20 protein-coding genes are annotated in these 14,175 nt (G+C 60.2%); 12 read left to right on the top strand and 8 right to left on the bottom strand.

Translation table 11 applies throughout. From position 1 onward, the window contains the following. Positions 1-52 precede the first annotated feature (52 nt). Entirely contained in the window at positions 53-739 is a 687-nt protein-coding gene (locus tag ACA046_RS04990; protein ID WP_497676030.1) for an LrgB family protein, read from the bottom strand. Continuing rightward, positions 729-1,115, bottom strand: a complete 387-nt coding sequence (locus ACA046_RS04985; RefSeq protein WP_497676029.1) for a CidA/LrgA family protein — start codon at positions 1,113-1,115, stop codon at positions 729-731. The genes ACA046_RS04990 and ACA046_RS04985 overlap by 11 nt, the downstream gene beginning before the upstream one ends. 99 nt (positions 1,116-1,214) lie before the next feature. Here ACA046_RS04985 and ACA046_RS04980 point away from each other — a divergent pair, with 99 nt between their 5' ends. Then, complete coding sequence (locus ACA046_RS04980; RefSeq protein WP_497676028.1) at positions 1,215-2,111, top strand: LysR family transcriptional regulator; 897 nt, start codon at positions 1,215-1,217, stop codon at positions 2,109-2,111. On the opposite strand, the gene ACA046_RS04975 is transcribed toward ACA046_RS04980, so the two are convergent. Continuing rightward, complete coding sequence (locus tag ACA046_RS04975; protein ID WP_003208486.1) at positions 2,092-2,547, bottom strand: flavodoxin; 456 nt, start codon at positions 2,545-2,547, stop codon at positions 2,092-2,094. The two genes, ACA046_RS04980 and ACA046_RS04975, sit on opposite strands and share 20 nt — an antisense overlap. 113 nt (positions 2,548-2,660) lie before the next feature. Between ACA046_RS04975 and ACA046_RS04970 the strand changes: the two genes are divergently transcribed. Together ACA046_RS04970 and ACA046_RS04965 are read left to right on the top strand one after the other, a co-directional pair. Further along, positions 2,661-3,128 carry a PAS domain S-box protein gene (locus ACA046_RS04970; protein ID WP_459026144.1) on the top strand — a complete coding sequence of 156 codons (468 nt, stop codon included), beginning with the start codon at positions 2,661-2,663 and terminating at the stop codon, positions 3,126-3,128. Positions 3,129-3,186: 58 nt separating this feature from the next. Then, complete coding sequence (locus ACA046_RS04965; protein ID WP_459026142.1) at positions 3,187-3,792, top strand: hypothetical protein; 606 nt, start codon at positions 3,187-3,189, stop codon at positions 3,790-3,792. Between the two features lie 2 nt (positions 3,793-3,794). Here the strand turns inward: ACA046_RS04965 and ACA046_RS04960 are convergent, their stop codons facing one another. Continuing rightward, positions 3,795-4,721: a MerR family transcriptional regulator gene (locus ACA046_RS04960; RefSeq protein ID WP_459029195.1), complete on the bottom strand. Its 927-nt coding sequence runs from the start codon at positions 4,719-4,721 to the stop codon at positions 3,795-3,797. A gap of 246 nt (positions 4,722-4,967) precedes the next feature. Here ACA046_RS04960 and ACA046_RS04955 point away from each other — a divergent pair, with 246 nt between their 5' ends. Genes ACA046_RS04955 through ACA046_RS04930 form a run of 6 tightly spaced genes read left to right on the top strand, consistent with a single transcriptional unit; the run spans position 4,968 to position 7,905 of the window. After that, a complete protein-coding gene (locus ACA046_RS04955) occupies positions 4,968-5,528 on the top strand; it encodes an antibiotic biosynthesis monooxygenase (protein ID WP_497676027.1) in 561 nt (186 codons plus the stop codon). Positions 5,529-5,585: 57 nt separating this feature from the next. Then, complete coding sequence (folM, locus tag ACA046_RS04950) at positions 5,586-6,296, top strand: dihydromonapterin reductase (protein ID WP_459026140.1); 711 nt, start codon at positions 5,586-5,588, stop codon at positions 6,294-6,296. A gap of 20 nt (positions 6,297-6,316) precedes the next feature. Beyond that, on the top strand, positions 6,317-6,877 hold the full coding sequence (gene folE / locus ACA046_RS04945; protein ID WP_076014997.1) for a GTP cyclohydrolase I FolE: 561 nt from the start codon (positions 6,317-6,319) through the stop codon (positions 6,875-6,877). A 2-nt stretch (positions 6,878-6,879) separates the two neighbouring features. Continuing rightward, a complete protein-coding gene (gene folX / locus ACA046_RS04940) occupies positions 6,880-7,251 on the top strand; it encodes a dihydroneopterin triphosphate 2'-epimerase (protein ID WP_003208474.1) in 372 nt (123 codons plus the stop codon). Positions 7,252-7,274: 23 nt separating this feature from the next. Continuing rightward, positions 7,275-7,571: a DUF1244 domain-containing protein gene (locus ACA046_RS04935; RefSeq protein ID WP_008432302.1), complete on the top strand. Its 297-nt coding sequence runs from the start codon at positions 7,275-7,277 to the stop codon at positions 7,569-7,571. Further along, positions 7,564-7,905, top strand: coding sequence for a HopJ type III effector protein (locus ACA046_RS04930; protein ID WP_076014996.1), 342 nt, complete (start codon positions 7,564-7,566; stop codon positions 7,903-7,905). The genes ACA046_RS04935 and ACA046_RS04930 overlap by 8 nt, the downstream gene beginning before the upstream one ends. Before the next feature lie 182 nt (positions 7,906-8,087). On the opposite strand, the gene trxB is transcribed toward ACA046_RS04930, so the two are convergent. Further along, the gene (gene trxB, locus ACA046_RS04925) at positions 8,088-9,050 is read right to left on the bottom strand and encodes a thioredoxin-disulfide reductase (RefSeq protein WP_063033099.1); all 963 of its coding nucleotides are present in this window, start codon (positions 9,048-9,050) and stop codon (positions 8,088-8,090) included. Between the two features lie 293 nt (positions 9,051-9,343). Here trxB and cysZ point away from each other — a divergent pair, with 293 nt between their 5' ends. Together cysZ and ACA046_RS04915 are read left to right on the top strand one after the other, a co-directional pair. Next, positions 9,344-10,099, top strand: coding sequence for a sulfate transporter CysZ (cysZ, locus tag ACA046_RS04920; RefSeq protein WP_459026134.1), 756 nt, complete (start codon positions 9,344-9,346; stop codon positions 10,097-10,099). A 64-nt stretch (positions 10,100-10,163) separates the two neighbouring features. Continuing rightward, positions 10,164-11,366, top strand: coding sequence for a glycosyltransferase family 4 protein (locus ACA046_RS04915; RefSeq protein WP_459026132.1), 1,203 nt, complete (start codon positions 10,164-10,166; stop codon positions 11,364-11,366). Here ACA046_RS04915 and ACA046_RS04910 read toward each other — a convergent pair. The 3 genes from ACA046_RS04910 to ACA046_RS04900 form a co-directional block, all read right to left on the bottom strand. Beyond that, a complete protein-coding gene (locus ACA046_RS04910; protein ID WP_459026130.1) occupies positions 11,335-12,438 on the bottom strand; it encodes an NADH:flavin oxidoreductase in 1,104 nt (367 codons plus the stop codon). The two genes, ACA046_RS04915 and ACA046_RS04910, sit on opposite strands and share 32 nt — an antisense overlap. A gap of 271 nt (positions 12,439-12,709) precedes the next feature. Beyond that, the gene (locus tag ACA046_RS04905) at positions 12,710-13,192 is read right to left on the bottom strand and encodes a glutathione peroxidase (RefSeq protein ID WP_459026128.1); all 483 of its coding nucleotides are present in this window, start codon (positions 13,190-13,192) and stop codon (positions 12,710-12,712) included. Between the two features lie 135 nt (positions 13,193-13,327). Further along, positions 13,328-13,813, bottom strand: coding sequence for an FKBP-type peptidyl-prolyl cis-trans isomerase (locus ACA046_RS04900; protein ID WP_003208457.1), 486 nt, complete (start codon positions 13,811-13,813; stop codon positions 13,328-13,330). On the opposite strand from ACA046_RS04900, the gene ACA046_RS04895 reads away from it, so the two are divergent. Beyond that, complete coding sequence (locus ACA046_RS04895) at positions 13,782-14,120, top strand: DUF3565 domain-containing protein (RefSeq protein WP_459026126.1); 339 nt, start codon at positions 13,782-13,784, stop codon at positions 14,118-14,120. The genes ACA046_RS04900 and ACA046_RS04895 overlap by 32 nt on opposite strands. Positions 14,121-14,175 lie beyond the last annotated feature (55 nt).

Below are 14,175 nucleotides of genomic sequence, written 5' to 3'. Positions count from 1 at the left end.
TGATGACCGAGCGGGTCAGTCATGAGGATAGTTGCAACTCGCTCAAATTGCGTCAGAGAAGCGACGCCAATAAAGGCGCGGCAAACAGGTTGAGCAACCCGGTCAGCACCATCACCAGACCCGCCACCGAGCCTTCCTCGCCACCCACTTCATGGGCCCGGCTGACACCCGCGCCGTGAGCGCCCACGCCAAACAATGCGCCACGAGCCAACGGTGTGCGCAGCGGCAGCCACTTGAGCAACACGCCGCCGAGCATGGCGCCGAACACACCGGTGAACATCACGAATACGGCCGTCAGTTCCGGCACTCCGCCCAGGTCGGAAGACACCGGCATGGCGAACGGCGTGGTGATCGAACGGGGCACCAACGACATCGTCACCGAGCTGTCGAGCGCCAAGGCTTTGGCCAGGCCATACGAAGTGGCGATGGACGCCGCGCTGCCCGCCACCATCCCCAGCATCAACGCTGACCAATGACGCATCAGCAACTGGCGCTGTTGCCAGATCGGAATGGCGAATGCCACGGTCACCGGGCCCAGCACCAGCATCAGCCAGTGGGTGTCGGTGGAGTATTCGGCATAAGCAGTCTTCATTGGCACGGCCACCGCCAGCAACAGCGCGGGCACCAGGATCAGCGGCGACAGCAGGTAACGCCCGGTCCGCCGATAGATCCAGCGGCTGAAGGCGTAGGCGCCGAGGGTCAGCGCCAACCAGAACATCGGCATCAGCTCAAGCTTCATGGCGCAACTTCCAACGGCAAACGAATTCCACGGTAAACGCGGTCACCAGCATCACCGACAAGGTGCTGAAGCCGATCACCAGCATGATCCGCCAGCCGTCGTGCTTTACCAGGCTGCCGTAGTCCAGAAGGCTCATCAACGCAGGAATGAAGAACAGCAGCATCTCCGCCATCAGCACACCGGCGCCCAATTGCAGGGCCGCCGGTTTTACCAGGCCGGTGGCGAAGGTCAGCAGCAACAGGCCCAGGCCGACCACACCGCCGGGAATGGGCCAGCTGAGCCAGGCGGCCAATTCGCAGCCCAGAAAGTAAATGGCCAGCAGGACGATCAGTTCAGCCAGCAACCGACCGACGAGTTTGAAAGTTAAACGTTTCATGAGCTTTGGGTCCTCGCAGGGCTTCTATTTTAAAGAGGTGCCTGGCATCCCCACAGCGAATTGTTAGACTGCAATCTATTCCAAACTGGAATCAGGTCGATGGAATTTAAACAGCTGCGCAGCTTTGTCGAAGTGATCCACCGGGGCGGTTTTACCCAAGCCGGCAAAACCCTGCACATCAGCCAGTCCGCTGTCAGCAAGCAGGTCGCGCAATTGGAACAAAGCCTGGGCACGCCGTTGCTGGATCGCCTGGGTTCGCAGTTTCGCCTGACGGCGGCCGGGCAAGTGGTGTTGCAGCGGGCAGAGGCGATGCTGCGCCAGCAAGCCGAGTTGCTCAGCGAGCTGGATGACTTGAATCAGCTGACCCGTGGCGAACTGCGTATGGGCTTGCCGCAATTGGGTGGCGACACGCTGTTTGCCGGGTTGTTTGCCGAATACCGCCGGCGCTATCCGAACGTCACGATTCAACTGATGGAAGGTGGCAGCCGCAATATCGAGCAGGCAATCTTGAGTGGAGAACTGGAGGTGGGCGGTAGCTTGATGCCCAGCGACCCGGCGTTCGCCTGGCAGGCATTTTGTGATGAGCCGCTGGACGCCCTGCTGCCCATGGATCACCCGCTGGCCGATAACGCGCAAATCCGCCTGGAGGAATTGGCTGACACGCCGTTCCTGATGTACCAACGTAGTTTTGTATTGAACGACCGCCTGTTGCAGGCCTGTCAGCAACTGGGCTTTACCCCGAAGGAAAGCGGGCGCAGTGGCCAGGCGGATTTTCTCGCCGCCTTGGTGGCCGCCGGCCAAGGCGTGGTGTTGTTGCCCAGCGTGGTAGCCCGTGGCCTGGTAAGGCCCGGCGTGGTGCGCTTGACGCTCAAGGCGCCGGAATACCTGCGCTGGGACATTGCCTTTATCTGGCGTGAGGGCGCCTATCTGTCGAAAGCCGCCCAGGCCTGGCTGGCATTGTTGCGAGAATTCCCGGTCAACCGCGCAGTGCAGTGACCAGTTCCGCCAGCCATGGCTCGGCGTCGGCCTCCGGGGTCACGCTTTCGCTGGCGTCCAGGCGCAGCATCGGCAGTACTTCATGCACGCCCAACTCTGCAAACAGCTCGCGCATTTGCTCGCCACCGCCGCAGAAGGTGTCGCCATAGCTGGCGTCGCCCAGGCCGATCACCGCGCCCGGCAGGCCACGCCAGGCAGCGGGCAATTGGTCGCGGATGGTCGAGTACAGCGGCTGCAGGTTGTCGGGCAACTCGCCCATGCCGGTGGTAGAAGTCACCGCCAAAAAAGCCTCGGGCGCGAAGCCCTGCACGTCAGCCAAGGTGGCACGCGGGTTGTGCCAGGCGTCGAAACCGGCAGCGTTGAGAATGCTTGCAGCGTGCCGGGCGACTTCTTCAGCCGTGCCGTACACCGAGCCGGAAAGGATGGCGACTTTCATCAATCTGATCCTGTAACTGACTAAAAGCCTGGGATATTAACAGCTGGGGCCAGTGGAAAGGCTGCCAGCATGTCTTAAACTGCGAATTCCAAAGACAAGCCATGGACCGCTCAATGATTAACGCCAAGCTGATGCAACTGGTGATCAACGCCTCCAACGACGGCATCGTAATTGCCGAGCGCGAAGGCAAGGATATGCCACTGATTTACGTAAACCCGGCGTTCGAGCGCATGACCGGCTACACCCTCGACGAAATCCTCTATCAGGATTGCCGCTTCATGCAATCGGGAGACCGTGACCAGCCAGGGCTTATGGCGATTCGCGAAGCTTTGGAGAGCGGTGAGCCCTGCCGGGAAATCCTGCGCAATTACCGTAAGGATGGCACCCACTTCTGGAATGAGCTGTCGTTATCGACGGTTTACAACCCGGCCGACAAGCAGACCTACGTTGTCGGCGTGCAGAAAGATGTGACCGCTCAGGTCAAGGCCCAGCAGCGTGTCGCGCAATTGGAAGCCCAGTTGGCGGACCTCAAGGCGGAGCTTGAGGCACTCAGGGCGACGAGCGGATCTAACAAAAACTAGAAAACGCGGTCTTTAAAGAGATAATGGCGTTTTAATACCTTTTCCTTGAGCAAGATCAATGCAACGCGACGCGCTTTTGACGCAGGACGAGCTGGATTTTATTCAGACCATGCACCACAACCCGCAACTCAACGTGCGGGATGCGTCGTCGAGCCTGACGGTCAATGGCGGTGCGCAGATTCGTGATTTGCTCACCCGCTTGGCGGCTCACGACCATGTCACCCTCCAGGCACAATTCGATAACCAGCAAATGACCTTTCCGCTGCAACTAGTGGAAGACGAGTTTCATGCCGTGCATTTGCGCCTGGGTGTGCCGAGTATTTTCGAAGACGGGCCGATGATTCGCCCGTGGCGCCTGGCACTTGAAGAGCCGGTACCGCTGGAAAATATCAAGGGGCAGCCGGGTGCGCTGTGGGTGCATGAGGTGTCGTTCAAAGGGTTGCTGGTGGAAATTCGCGGGCGGATCAAGGCGCCAAAAACCTTTTCCCTGTGGTTCAGCCCGTCCGGGTATGAGCGTATCTCGGTACGCGGCACGCTGGAGCGGGAAAATGCCCGAGGGTTGTTTGCCTATCGCCTAAGCCAGAGTGATGCGGATGAAACCGAGCGCCTGCGCCAGTTTATCCTGCAGCAACATCGCTTGTTCCACCCCGAAGTCCACGCCTGAATTCAGGTATCCAGGCCGCCGCGCAGAAACTGCTGCAGGCGGCGCTGCATCAATCGTCCTTCATTGCCCAAGCATCCGACCGGCGACCCCTTCAGTTGCTCCTGAGCCAATTCTGCCGCATCACCGGCTAACAAAAGCGGGCAGTCGATGGTCAGGGCAAGCCGCTCGAGGCGCCGGGGCAACTCACTGGTGGGCGAGTGATTGGAGAACACCACAAGGGCTTGTGGCCTGGTTTTTTCACAAATAAGCGTCAACTCATCGATCGGTTGGCCCACGCTCAAGACCTTGACGGCCAACTCGTCACTGCTCAGCAGCACACCTGCGACCAACAGTTCAAGCTCTCGGCATTCTCCGGCGACAGCAGCCAGCAATACCCGGGGCGCCGGGGAGGCGCAGCCGGTTTGCAGGCGTTTCCAGGTGCGGCTGCGCAGGAACCCATCCAAAAACAGCCATTCGCTGGTCTGGCCAAAAAGTCCCTGGTGACGCAATAACTGCTGCCAGAGCGGCATCAGGATGTCCTGGAAAACCACGCTCACCGGGTAGGCTGCGAAAATTTGGCCATACAACCGGTCCAGTTGCCGATCGTCGAAGGCACCGACGGCCGTTCGCAACTGTTGCTGCCATTGGCTCCATTCATGTTCCGCACCGGCGGGTGCGACGGCTGCAACTTCGACTTGCTGATCATCCCGGGCGAGGATTTTCCCCACCTTGCTCACTGCCACACCGCGTTCGATCCAGTCAAGAATACGATGAACGGTGTCGATATCGGTGCGCGAATACAGGCGGTGCCCGCTTTCGGTGCGAACCGGCTGGATCAGCCCATACCGACGTTCCCAGGCACGCAGGGTGACGGGGTTGATGCCTGTCAATCTTGCCACTTCACGAATCGGGAACAACTCGTCGGAATCGGCGGGGTTGCCAAGCGTCATATCAGGGGATGGAGCAGTCATTACAGACATCAGCGCACTAAAAACACCGTGAGGAATTTGGATCCCATTTAACGCCCATACAGCTGTCCGTTTCAAGGTCTTCGGCCAGCCGACCAATGCCGCTGGTGTATTTTTTCAAAACAGGAATAATCCTTGCCTGTTTTTTCAACGTGGCTGCTTACCCCGCAGCTTCGTTCGTGCGCCACCTACCCGGCCAAGCGCACCTGATCCTTATGGAGATACACAATGTCTACCTCCCCCGTCACCCTGATGGTTGCGCGCCGCGTGGCCAAGGGTCGTTATGAAGAGTTGATGGCCTGGCTGCGCGAAGGCGAGCAATTGGCCACGGACTTTCCCGGTTACCTGGGCTCCGGCGTGCTCGCCCCGCCGCCCAACGATGATGAATTCCAAATTATTTTCCGCTTCGCCGACGAAAAGACCCTGCATGCCTGGGAGTTTTCCGCGTCTCGTGGTGCATGGCTCGGTCGTGGCAGCGAGCTGTTTGCTGCGCCCTCGGAGCATCGTGTACGCGGTATCGACGGCTGGTTTGGCGCCGCCGCCGCACGACCGCCACGCTGGAAGCAGGCCGTGGCCATCTGGCTGGCGTTTTTCCCGGTGTCGCTGCTGTTCAACTTCGCCCTTGAGCCGCTGCTCAGCGAGCTGGGTTTGTTGAGCCGTGTGCTGGTCAGCACCCTCGCGCTGACGCCGCTGATGGTTTACTTCTTTATTCCGTTGTCGACCCACCTGCTGGCCAACTGGCTGCATCCGGCTCCGGCCCGGGTAAAGGCCACCGAAGCCGCTGCTTGAGTACAAGGGAGGCCGCGCGCTGGTATAGTTTTAGCCTGCCAGCGACTCGAGCTTCCCATGTCTTCAACTCCCGCCCCGATCCTGATCACCGGTGCCGGCCAACGTGTCGGCATGCATTGCGCCCTGCGCCTGTTGGACGAAGGGCAGCCGGTGATTTTCAGTTACCGCAGCGAACGTCCCGGCGTGCAGACCCTGCGCGAGCGGGGTGCGATTGGCGTGTTTGCCGACTTTTCCTGCGAGGCAGGTATTCTCGCCTTCATCGACGAGCTGAAGACGCACACCGAGAGCCTGCGCGCGATCATCCATAATGCGTCGGCCTGGGAGGCGGAAACGCCCGGGGACGAGAGCCGCGCCTTTACCGACATGTTCAGCGTGCACATGCTTGCGCCGTACCTGATCAACCTGCATTGTGCTCACTTGCTGCAACGCTCCACGCCTGCGGATATCGTGCACATCAGCGATGACGTGACCCGCAAGGGCAGCCGCCAGCACATTGCCTACTGCGCCACCAAGGCCGGGCTCGACAGCCTGACCTTGTCGTTTGCCGCGCAACTTGCACCGACGATCAAGGTGAACGGCATTGCCCCGGCGATGGTGATGTTCAACGAGGGCGACGACGCGGCCTACCGCGCCAAGGTCCTGGCCAAGGCGGCACTGGGCATCGAACCCGGCCCCGAGGTGATTTACCAGAGCGTGCGTTACCTGCTGGATAACCCGTATGTCACCGGTACCACCCTGACCGTCAACGGCGGGCGGCATATCAAGTAAGCCGTTTGCGAGGATGTTGTATGACTTTGTCCCTGCCCCACCATTACCGCGAGATCCTCAAGGGCCTGGGCGAAGACCCGGAGCGCGAAGGTTTGCTCGACACGCCGAAGCGGGCCGCCAAGGCCATGCAGTACCTGTGTCATGGTTACGAGCAGAACCTGGAGGAAATCGTCAACGGTGCGCTGTTCGCCTCCGACAACGACGAGATGGTGATCCTCAAGGACATCGAGCTGTATTCGCTGTGCGAGCATCACCTGCTGCCCTTTATCGGCAAGGCCCATGTGGCCTATATTCCGACCGGCAAGGTCCTCGGCCTGTCGAAGCTGGCGCGGATCGTCGACATGTTCGCCCGGCGCCTGCAGATCCAGGAGAATCTCACGCGGGAAATCGCCGACGCTATCCAGGAAGTCACTCAAGCAGCAGGTGTGGCAGTAGTGATCGAAGCCAAGCACATGTGCATGATGATGCGCGGCGTGGAAAAACAGAATTCAACCATGAACACCTCGGTGATGCTCGGCGCGTTCCGCGAGTCGAACACCACGCGCATGGAGTTCCTGCAACTGATTGGACGGAGCAAGTAGCAATGCCACAACTTCAGCCAGGCATGGCGCGCATCCGGGTCAAAGACCTGTGCCTGCGCACGTTTATCGGGATCAACGAGGATGAAATCCTCAACAAGCAGGATGTGTTGATCAACCTGACCATCCTGTATGCCGCCCAGGAAGCCGTACGCGACAACGACATCGACCACGCGCTGAACTACCGCACCATCACCAAGGCGATCATCGCCCATGTGGAAGGCAACCGCTTCGCCCTGCTGGAGCGCCTGACCCAGGAAATCCTCGACCTGGTGATGAGCAATACGTCGGTGTTGTACGCCGAAGTCGAAGTCGACAAACCCCATGCGTTGCGTTTTGCCGAATCGGTGTCGATCACCCTGGCGGCCAGTCGCTAACCCTTACCTTTGCAGTGAGTACCATGAACGATCAACAACGCCTCGAACTCGAAGCCGCCGCCTTCCGCCGGCTGGTGGCCCACCTGGACAGCCGCAAGGATGTGCAGAACATCGACCTGATGAACCTCTCGGGCTTCTGCCGCAACTGCTTGTCCAAGTGGTACAAGGCCGAGGCCGACGAGCGCCAGATCGAGCTGAGCCTCGATGACGCCCGTGAAGTGGTGTACGGCATGCCGTACGCCGAGTGGAAAGCCCAATACCAGCAAGAAGCCAGTGCCGAACAGCAAGCGGCATTCGCCAAAGGAAAAACCCATGACTGACCTGAACACCCTGCGCGCCAGCCTCAACAGCGGCGAACACGCTTTCGCCGACACCCTGGCTTTTGTTGCCGCCGGTTACGACTACCAGCCACAAGCCTTCACCAACGCCAGCGTGGAAAACGCCGCCGGGCAGAACGAAGGATCGTGCAAGACCCTGGGCCTGGCGTTGCTGGAAGGCTTTAGCGACCAGGAAGCGCTGTTGGCGTTTGGCGAGCATTACCGTTCGGTGCTGGCCACGCCTGAAGGCAGTGACCACGGCAACATTCGTGCGCTGATCGAGCATGGGTTGGCCGGGGTGAAGTTTGCCGCACAGCCACTGACTCGCAAATCCTGAGTCAGGCATAGATCAAAATGTGGGAGCGGGCTTGCTCGCGAATGCGGTGTATCAGTCACCCGATGTATTGACTGACACTCTGCATTCGCGAGCAAGCCCGCTCCCACATTTGAGCTGCGGTGTTGCATAAATCGCAGACGTAAAAAAACCGGCCTCGCAGCCGGTTTTTTTGTTTCAGCGGTTTAGAACGCAGCGTCTTTCAAACCGTCGAGGTAACGCTCGGCATCCAGTGCCGCCATGCAGCCAGCGCCGGCGGAGGTGATCGCCTGGCGGTAGACGTGGTCAGCCACGTCACCGGCAGCGAAGATACCTTCGATGTTGGTGGCCGTCGCGTTGCCTTCACGGCCGCCCTGCACGATCAGGTAACCGTCTTTGGCATCCAGCACGCCTTCGAACAACGAGGTGTTCGGGGTGTGGCCGATGGCGATGAACACGCCGTCGACTTTCAGTTCGTCGAAGCTGCCGTCGTTGTTCTTCAGGCGAGCACCGGTCACGCCCATGTTGTCGCCCAGGACTTCATCCAGGGTGGCGTTGAGCTTGAGGATGATCTTGCCTTCGGCAACGCGGGCATGCAGCTTGTCGATCAGGATCTTCTCGGCGCGGAAGGTCTCGCGGCGGTGAACCAGGGTCACAGTGCTGGCGATGTTGGCCAGGTACAGCGCCTCTTCCACCGCGGTGTTGCCGCCACCGACCACAGCCACTGGCTTGTTGCGGTAGAAGAAACCGTCGCAGGTCGCGCAGGCGGAAACGCCCTTGCCCATGAACGCTTCTTCCGACGGCAGGCCCAGGTAACGAGCGCTGGCGCCGGTGGCGATGATCAGCGCGTCACAGGTGTACACACCGCTGTCGCCGGTCAGGCTGTATGGCTTTTTCGAGAAGTCGACCGCGTTGATGTGATCAAACACGATTTCGGTTTCGAAACGCTCGGCGTGTTCTTTCATGCGTTCCATCAGCACCGGGCCGGTCAGGCCGTGAACGTCGCCTGGCCAGTTGTCGACTTCGGTGGTGGTGGTCAACTGACCGCCCGCTTGCATGCCGGTGATCAGCAGCGGCTTGAGGTTGGCCCGGGCAGCGTAGACGGCAGCGCTGTAACCGGCAGGGCCGGAACCGAGAATAATCACTCGCGAATGACGGGTATCAGACATGACTCACTCCTATCGACCGCCCGGACTACAGAACGGCTGGAATAAAAAAGGACCGCGAAGCACTTGGGGAAGGCTTGAACTCGCAGATCCTGAAAATAATGGGTGCAGCGTATAGAGGGAGGCAAGATTAAGGAAATACGGAATAACAATCCAGCTCATAGGTGGTCTCTATCCCGTGCCCTCTATTAATCGACACCTTTGTTACCGTTAATGTCGCGAGGCGGGCCGTGCTTTCCCGGTACTCCCAAAGCCGGTAAGGTCGGCGCGTTCGCCCCCATTGCCCGGAGTTATCCATGCCCGCCCCCGTTCTTTCAGGCCCACAGTACCTGCGCGAAGGCCTCAAACTGGTACTCAGCCCTGGCTTGCGCCTGTTCGTGCTGCTGCCGCTGGCGATCAACCTGATCCTGTTCGTCGGATTGATCTACTTCGCCGGCCATCAGTTCAGCCTGTGGGTCGACACGCTGATGCCGACGCTGCCGAGTTGGCTGAGCTTTCTCAATTATCTGCTGTGGCCTTTATTCGTGGTGCTGGTGGTGCTGATGGTGTTTTTCACCTTCACCATGCTCGCCAACATCATCGCCGCGCCGTTCAACGGCTTTCTGTCGGAAAAGGTCGAAGTGGTGGTGCGCGGCACCGATGACTTCCCGGCATTCAGCTGGGGCGAACTGGCGGCCATGGTCCCCCGCACCCTGACCCGGGAAATGCGCAAACTGGGCTACTTCCTGCCACGGGCCATCGGCCTGTTTATCCTGTCGTTCATCCCGGTGGTCAACCTGGTGGCCGCGCCGCTGTGGCTGCTGTTCGGCGTGTGGATGATGGCGATCCAGTACATCGACTACCCGGCGGACAACCACAAGTTGGGCTGGAACGAAATGCTCGCCTGGCTGCGCCAGAAGCGCTGGCAGAGCATGAGCTTTGGCGGCATCGTTTACCTGGTGCTGCTGGTGCCGGTGGTGAACCTGCTGATGATGCCGGCGGCGGTGGCCGGGGCGACGTTGTTCTGGGTGCGTGAGCAAGGCGCCGAGGCGATGGCCGTTAAAAAGGCCTGAGCCGTCACAAATCCATCATCCAAAAGACACAATGACGACATGGCCCACGCCGACACTGTGGGTCATGACGACAGCTTCGCTCCACATCACCCTGATCACCGAAACCTTCCCGCCTGAGATCAACGGGGTGGCCAATACACTTGGCCGCCTGTGTGACGGCTTGCGCGCGCGTGGGCATCAAGTCGAACTGGTTCGCCCGCGCCAGGGCAGCGACCAGAGCCGGCCCAGCGACGACGGCCTGATGCTTTGCCGTGGTTGGCCGTTGCCGGGTTATCCGGGGCTGCAATGGGGCCAGTCGTCGATGCACAAGTTGTTGCGGCGCTGGACCCGCCAGCGTCCGGATGTGCTGTACATCGCCACCGAAGGGCCGTTGGGTTTGTCCGCACTCAGGGCCGCGCGGCGCCTGGGGATCAGCGTGGTGAGCGGTTTCCATACCAATTTCCAGCAGTACTCCAACCAGTACGGCCTGGGTATGTTAAGCCGGGTGTTGACCCACTATCTGCGCTGGTTCCATAACCGTTCGACCCTGACCCTGGTGCCCAGCGCCAGCCAACGCATGGAGCTCGAGCGGCGCCACTTCGAGCGCCTGGGCATGCTTGCGCGAGGTGTCGACAGCCAGCTGTTTCATCCGGCCAAACGCGACAATGCGCTGCGTGAAAGTTGGGCACTGACCAGTGAGCAAACTGCGGTGCTGCATGTGGGCCGCCTGGCCCAGGAAAAAAACCTCGGGTTGCTCAAGCGCTGCTTTGAAACGCTGCAGGACACCTACCCACTGCGCCAGATGAAACTGATCATCGTCGGTGACGGCCCACAACGGGCGATGCTCGAAAAAGAACTGCCGGAGGCGATTTTCTGCGGCACCCTGCGCGGTGAAGAGTTGGCCAGGCATTACGCATCCGGGGATCTGTTCCTGTTCCCCAGCCTTACTGAAACCTTCGGCAACGTGGTACTGGAAGCCATGGCGTCAGGGTTGGGTGTCGTGGCATACGACCAGGCGGCCGCAACCCAGCATATTCGCCATGGCTACAGCGGCGTGCTGGCGATGCCGGGGGATGAGGAGGCGTTTTGCGACGCCGCGAACTGGCTGTTGGAAGAGCGCGAGAGTCTAAGGCGGGTGCGGCTTAATGCCCGGCAACATGCCAGCCGTCAGGGTTGGCCAGCGATTGTCGAGCAGTTTGAGCGGCAGTTACGCGGGGTGTGCGAGGACGAGCAACCGGTGCCCGCCCTGTCGCCCCTTACACCAGAGTCGTCAACGCCTCACGACTGAACGGCAGGATGTCGCCTTCACGGCCTTCCCGAACCTTCAGCGCCCAATCCGGATCCACCAGCAGTGCGCGGCCCACGGCGACCAGGTCGAACTCGTCGTTGTTCAGGCGCTCCAGCAGGTTTTCCAGGCTGGCCGGTTGCGCAACCTTGTCGGTGTTGACCATGAACTGCAGGAACTCGCCGTCCAGGCCGACGCTGCCCACGGTGATGGTCGGCTTGCCGGTGAGCTTGCGGGTCCAGCCAGCCAGGTTCAGTTCGGAGCCTTCGAATTCCGGCTCCCAGAAACGGCGGGTGGAGCAGTGGAAAATATCCACGCCAGCGTCAGACAGCGGCTTGAGGAATTCACCCAGCGCTTCCGGGGTTTGCACCAGGCGCGCGGTGTAGTCCTGCTGCTTCCACTGGGAGAAACGCAAGATGATCGGGAAGTCCGGGCCCACGGCGGCGCGGATGGCCTGGATCAACTCAATGGCAAAGCGCGAACGGTTGGCCAGGCTGCCGCCGTATTCGTCGCTGCGCTGGTTGGTGCCTTCCCAGAAGAACTGGTCCACCAGGTAACCGTGGGCGCCGTGGATTTCCACACCGTCCATGCCGATGCTCTGGGCATCCTTGGCGGCTTGGGCGAACGCAGCAATCACGTCCTTGATGTCTTGCACGGTCATGCCGTGGACGACGACGTTGCCGTCCTTGAGTTTTTCGGTCGGGCCGTAAGCTGGCACGCTGGCATCCGGCTCGGTGCCGATGCGCCGTACGCTGCCCACATGCCACAGTTGCGGAACGATCTTGCCGCCTTCGGCGTGCACCGCGTCGACCACTTTCTTCCAGCCGGCCAGGGCGGCTTCACCGTAGAAGTGCGGGACGTTCGGGTAGCCGTTGGAGGCCGGGTGACCGACCACGGTGCCTTCGGTGATGATCAGTCCGACACCGGCAGCGGCGCGACGGCGGTAGTACTCGATCACTTTGGAGTTAGGCACGCCACCCGGGGAGAACGAACGGGTCATCGGCGCCATCACCACGCGGGTCGGCAGTTGCAGTGCGCCGAGCTGGAACGGTTTGAACAAGGCTTGGACAGGCATGGGAGCACTCCATCAGAAAGGAATTTATGATGTGGATAATATGGAGTGAGCAGCGTGCTGGATAGCACTATTGATTGGGGTGATTAAGGGGTAAAAGCCGGAAGACTTTGGTGACTGGCTTTTGTGGCGAGGGGGCTTGTCCCCCTCTGGGCTGCGTAGCGGCCCCAAAAAAAAAGCGGGAGCGCTTCGCACTCCAACGGGGGACAAGCCCCCTCGCCACAGGACAAGCCCCCTCGCCACAACAAGCTCTCTCACAACAAGAGCGCGTGTATCAGCTCAATGCTTTTTCAATCGCCTGCACGATGGTGGGATCATCCGGCGGTGTACGCGGCGAAAAACGCGCCAGGACCCGGCCGTCTTTACCCAGCAGGAATTTCTCGAAGTTCCAGGTGATGTCCCCGGGAAACTCGGCGCCCTCGCCCGCCAGCAATCGATACAGCTGGTGGCGATCGTGGCCATTCACCTCAAGCTTGCTGCCCAAAGGAAAGGTCACGCCGTAATTGAGGCTGCAGAACGCCTGGATTTCTTCTTCGGTGCCCGGTTCCTGCCCGGCAAATTGATTGCACGGCAACCCGAGTACGGTGAAACCCTGGCTTTTGTATTGCTGATAGAGGTTTTCCAGCGCGGCGTACTGTGGTGTCAAACCACATTTGGAGGCGACGTTGACCACCAGCACGACTTGCCCCTTGAAGGGCGCCAGAGGCAGCTCCTGACCATCCAGGGCTTTGAGTTTAAGGTCGTGGAAAGCACTCATGACGAACTCCAGATATCCTATGTTCTTTGTAACGGCCACTCGAGATTACAGCCGACAAGTCGGCAAGAATAGCCGCCAAATGAAAAAGGCGCCCGAAGGCGCCTTTTTCCAACTGACAGAGCGTCGCTCTATCAATTAATGGTGGTGACCACCTTCGCCGTGCACGTGGCCGTGGGCCACTTCTTCCTGGGAAGCGTCACGGATAGCGACGATCTTCACCTGGAAGTTCAGGCGCTGGCCAGCCAGCGGGTGGTTGCCGTCGACGGTCACGTCGTCGCCGTCCAGGTCGCGGATGGTGACGATCTGCATCTGGCCGTCCGGAGCGGAAGCGTGGAACTGCATGCCCACTTCCAGCTCATCGACGCCTTCGAACATGCTGCGGCTCAGGGTGCTGACCAGTTCGGCAGCGTATTCGCCGTAGGCATCTTCAGGTTCTACGGCAACGGTCAGTTCGTCACCGACCTCTTTGCCTTCCAGAGCCTTTTCCAGGCCCGGGATGATGTTACCTGCACCTTGCAGGTAGACCAGCGGCGCGCCGCCGGCAGAACTGTCGATGACCTCACCAGCGTCGTTGGTCAGGGTATAGTCAATGGAGACAGCCTTATTGGCGGCGATCGGCATGGGGCGAGACCTTTTGCAGAAGAATGAAGAACGGACAAGTCTAAACAAGGATTTGCCCGAAAGCGAACACAACCCGGACGGACGGGGTCGAACAACTGACCCGACGGTCGTCGGATTTCACCAGGACGAAGACCTGCACTGGGTCGTCGAGCTTTCCTGCGGCCACACCCAGCACCTGCGCCACCAGCCACCCTGGCAATCCCGCGCCTGGGTCACGGACCCGGCGCAACGCCTTGAAAAAATAGACAAGCCCTTTACGTGCGGCTGGTGTGCGCAAGGCTCAGATAGAGATAACCTTGGCACCTGATTCCCGGTAGGCAGCCAGCCATAGGCCGCCACCGAAGCCATGCACCTCCAGAGAA

The sequence above is a fragment of the Pseudomonas sp. LBUM1641 genome (assembly GCF_059716235.1).
This window is presented reverse-complemented; position numbering and strand designations above follow the sequence as displayed.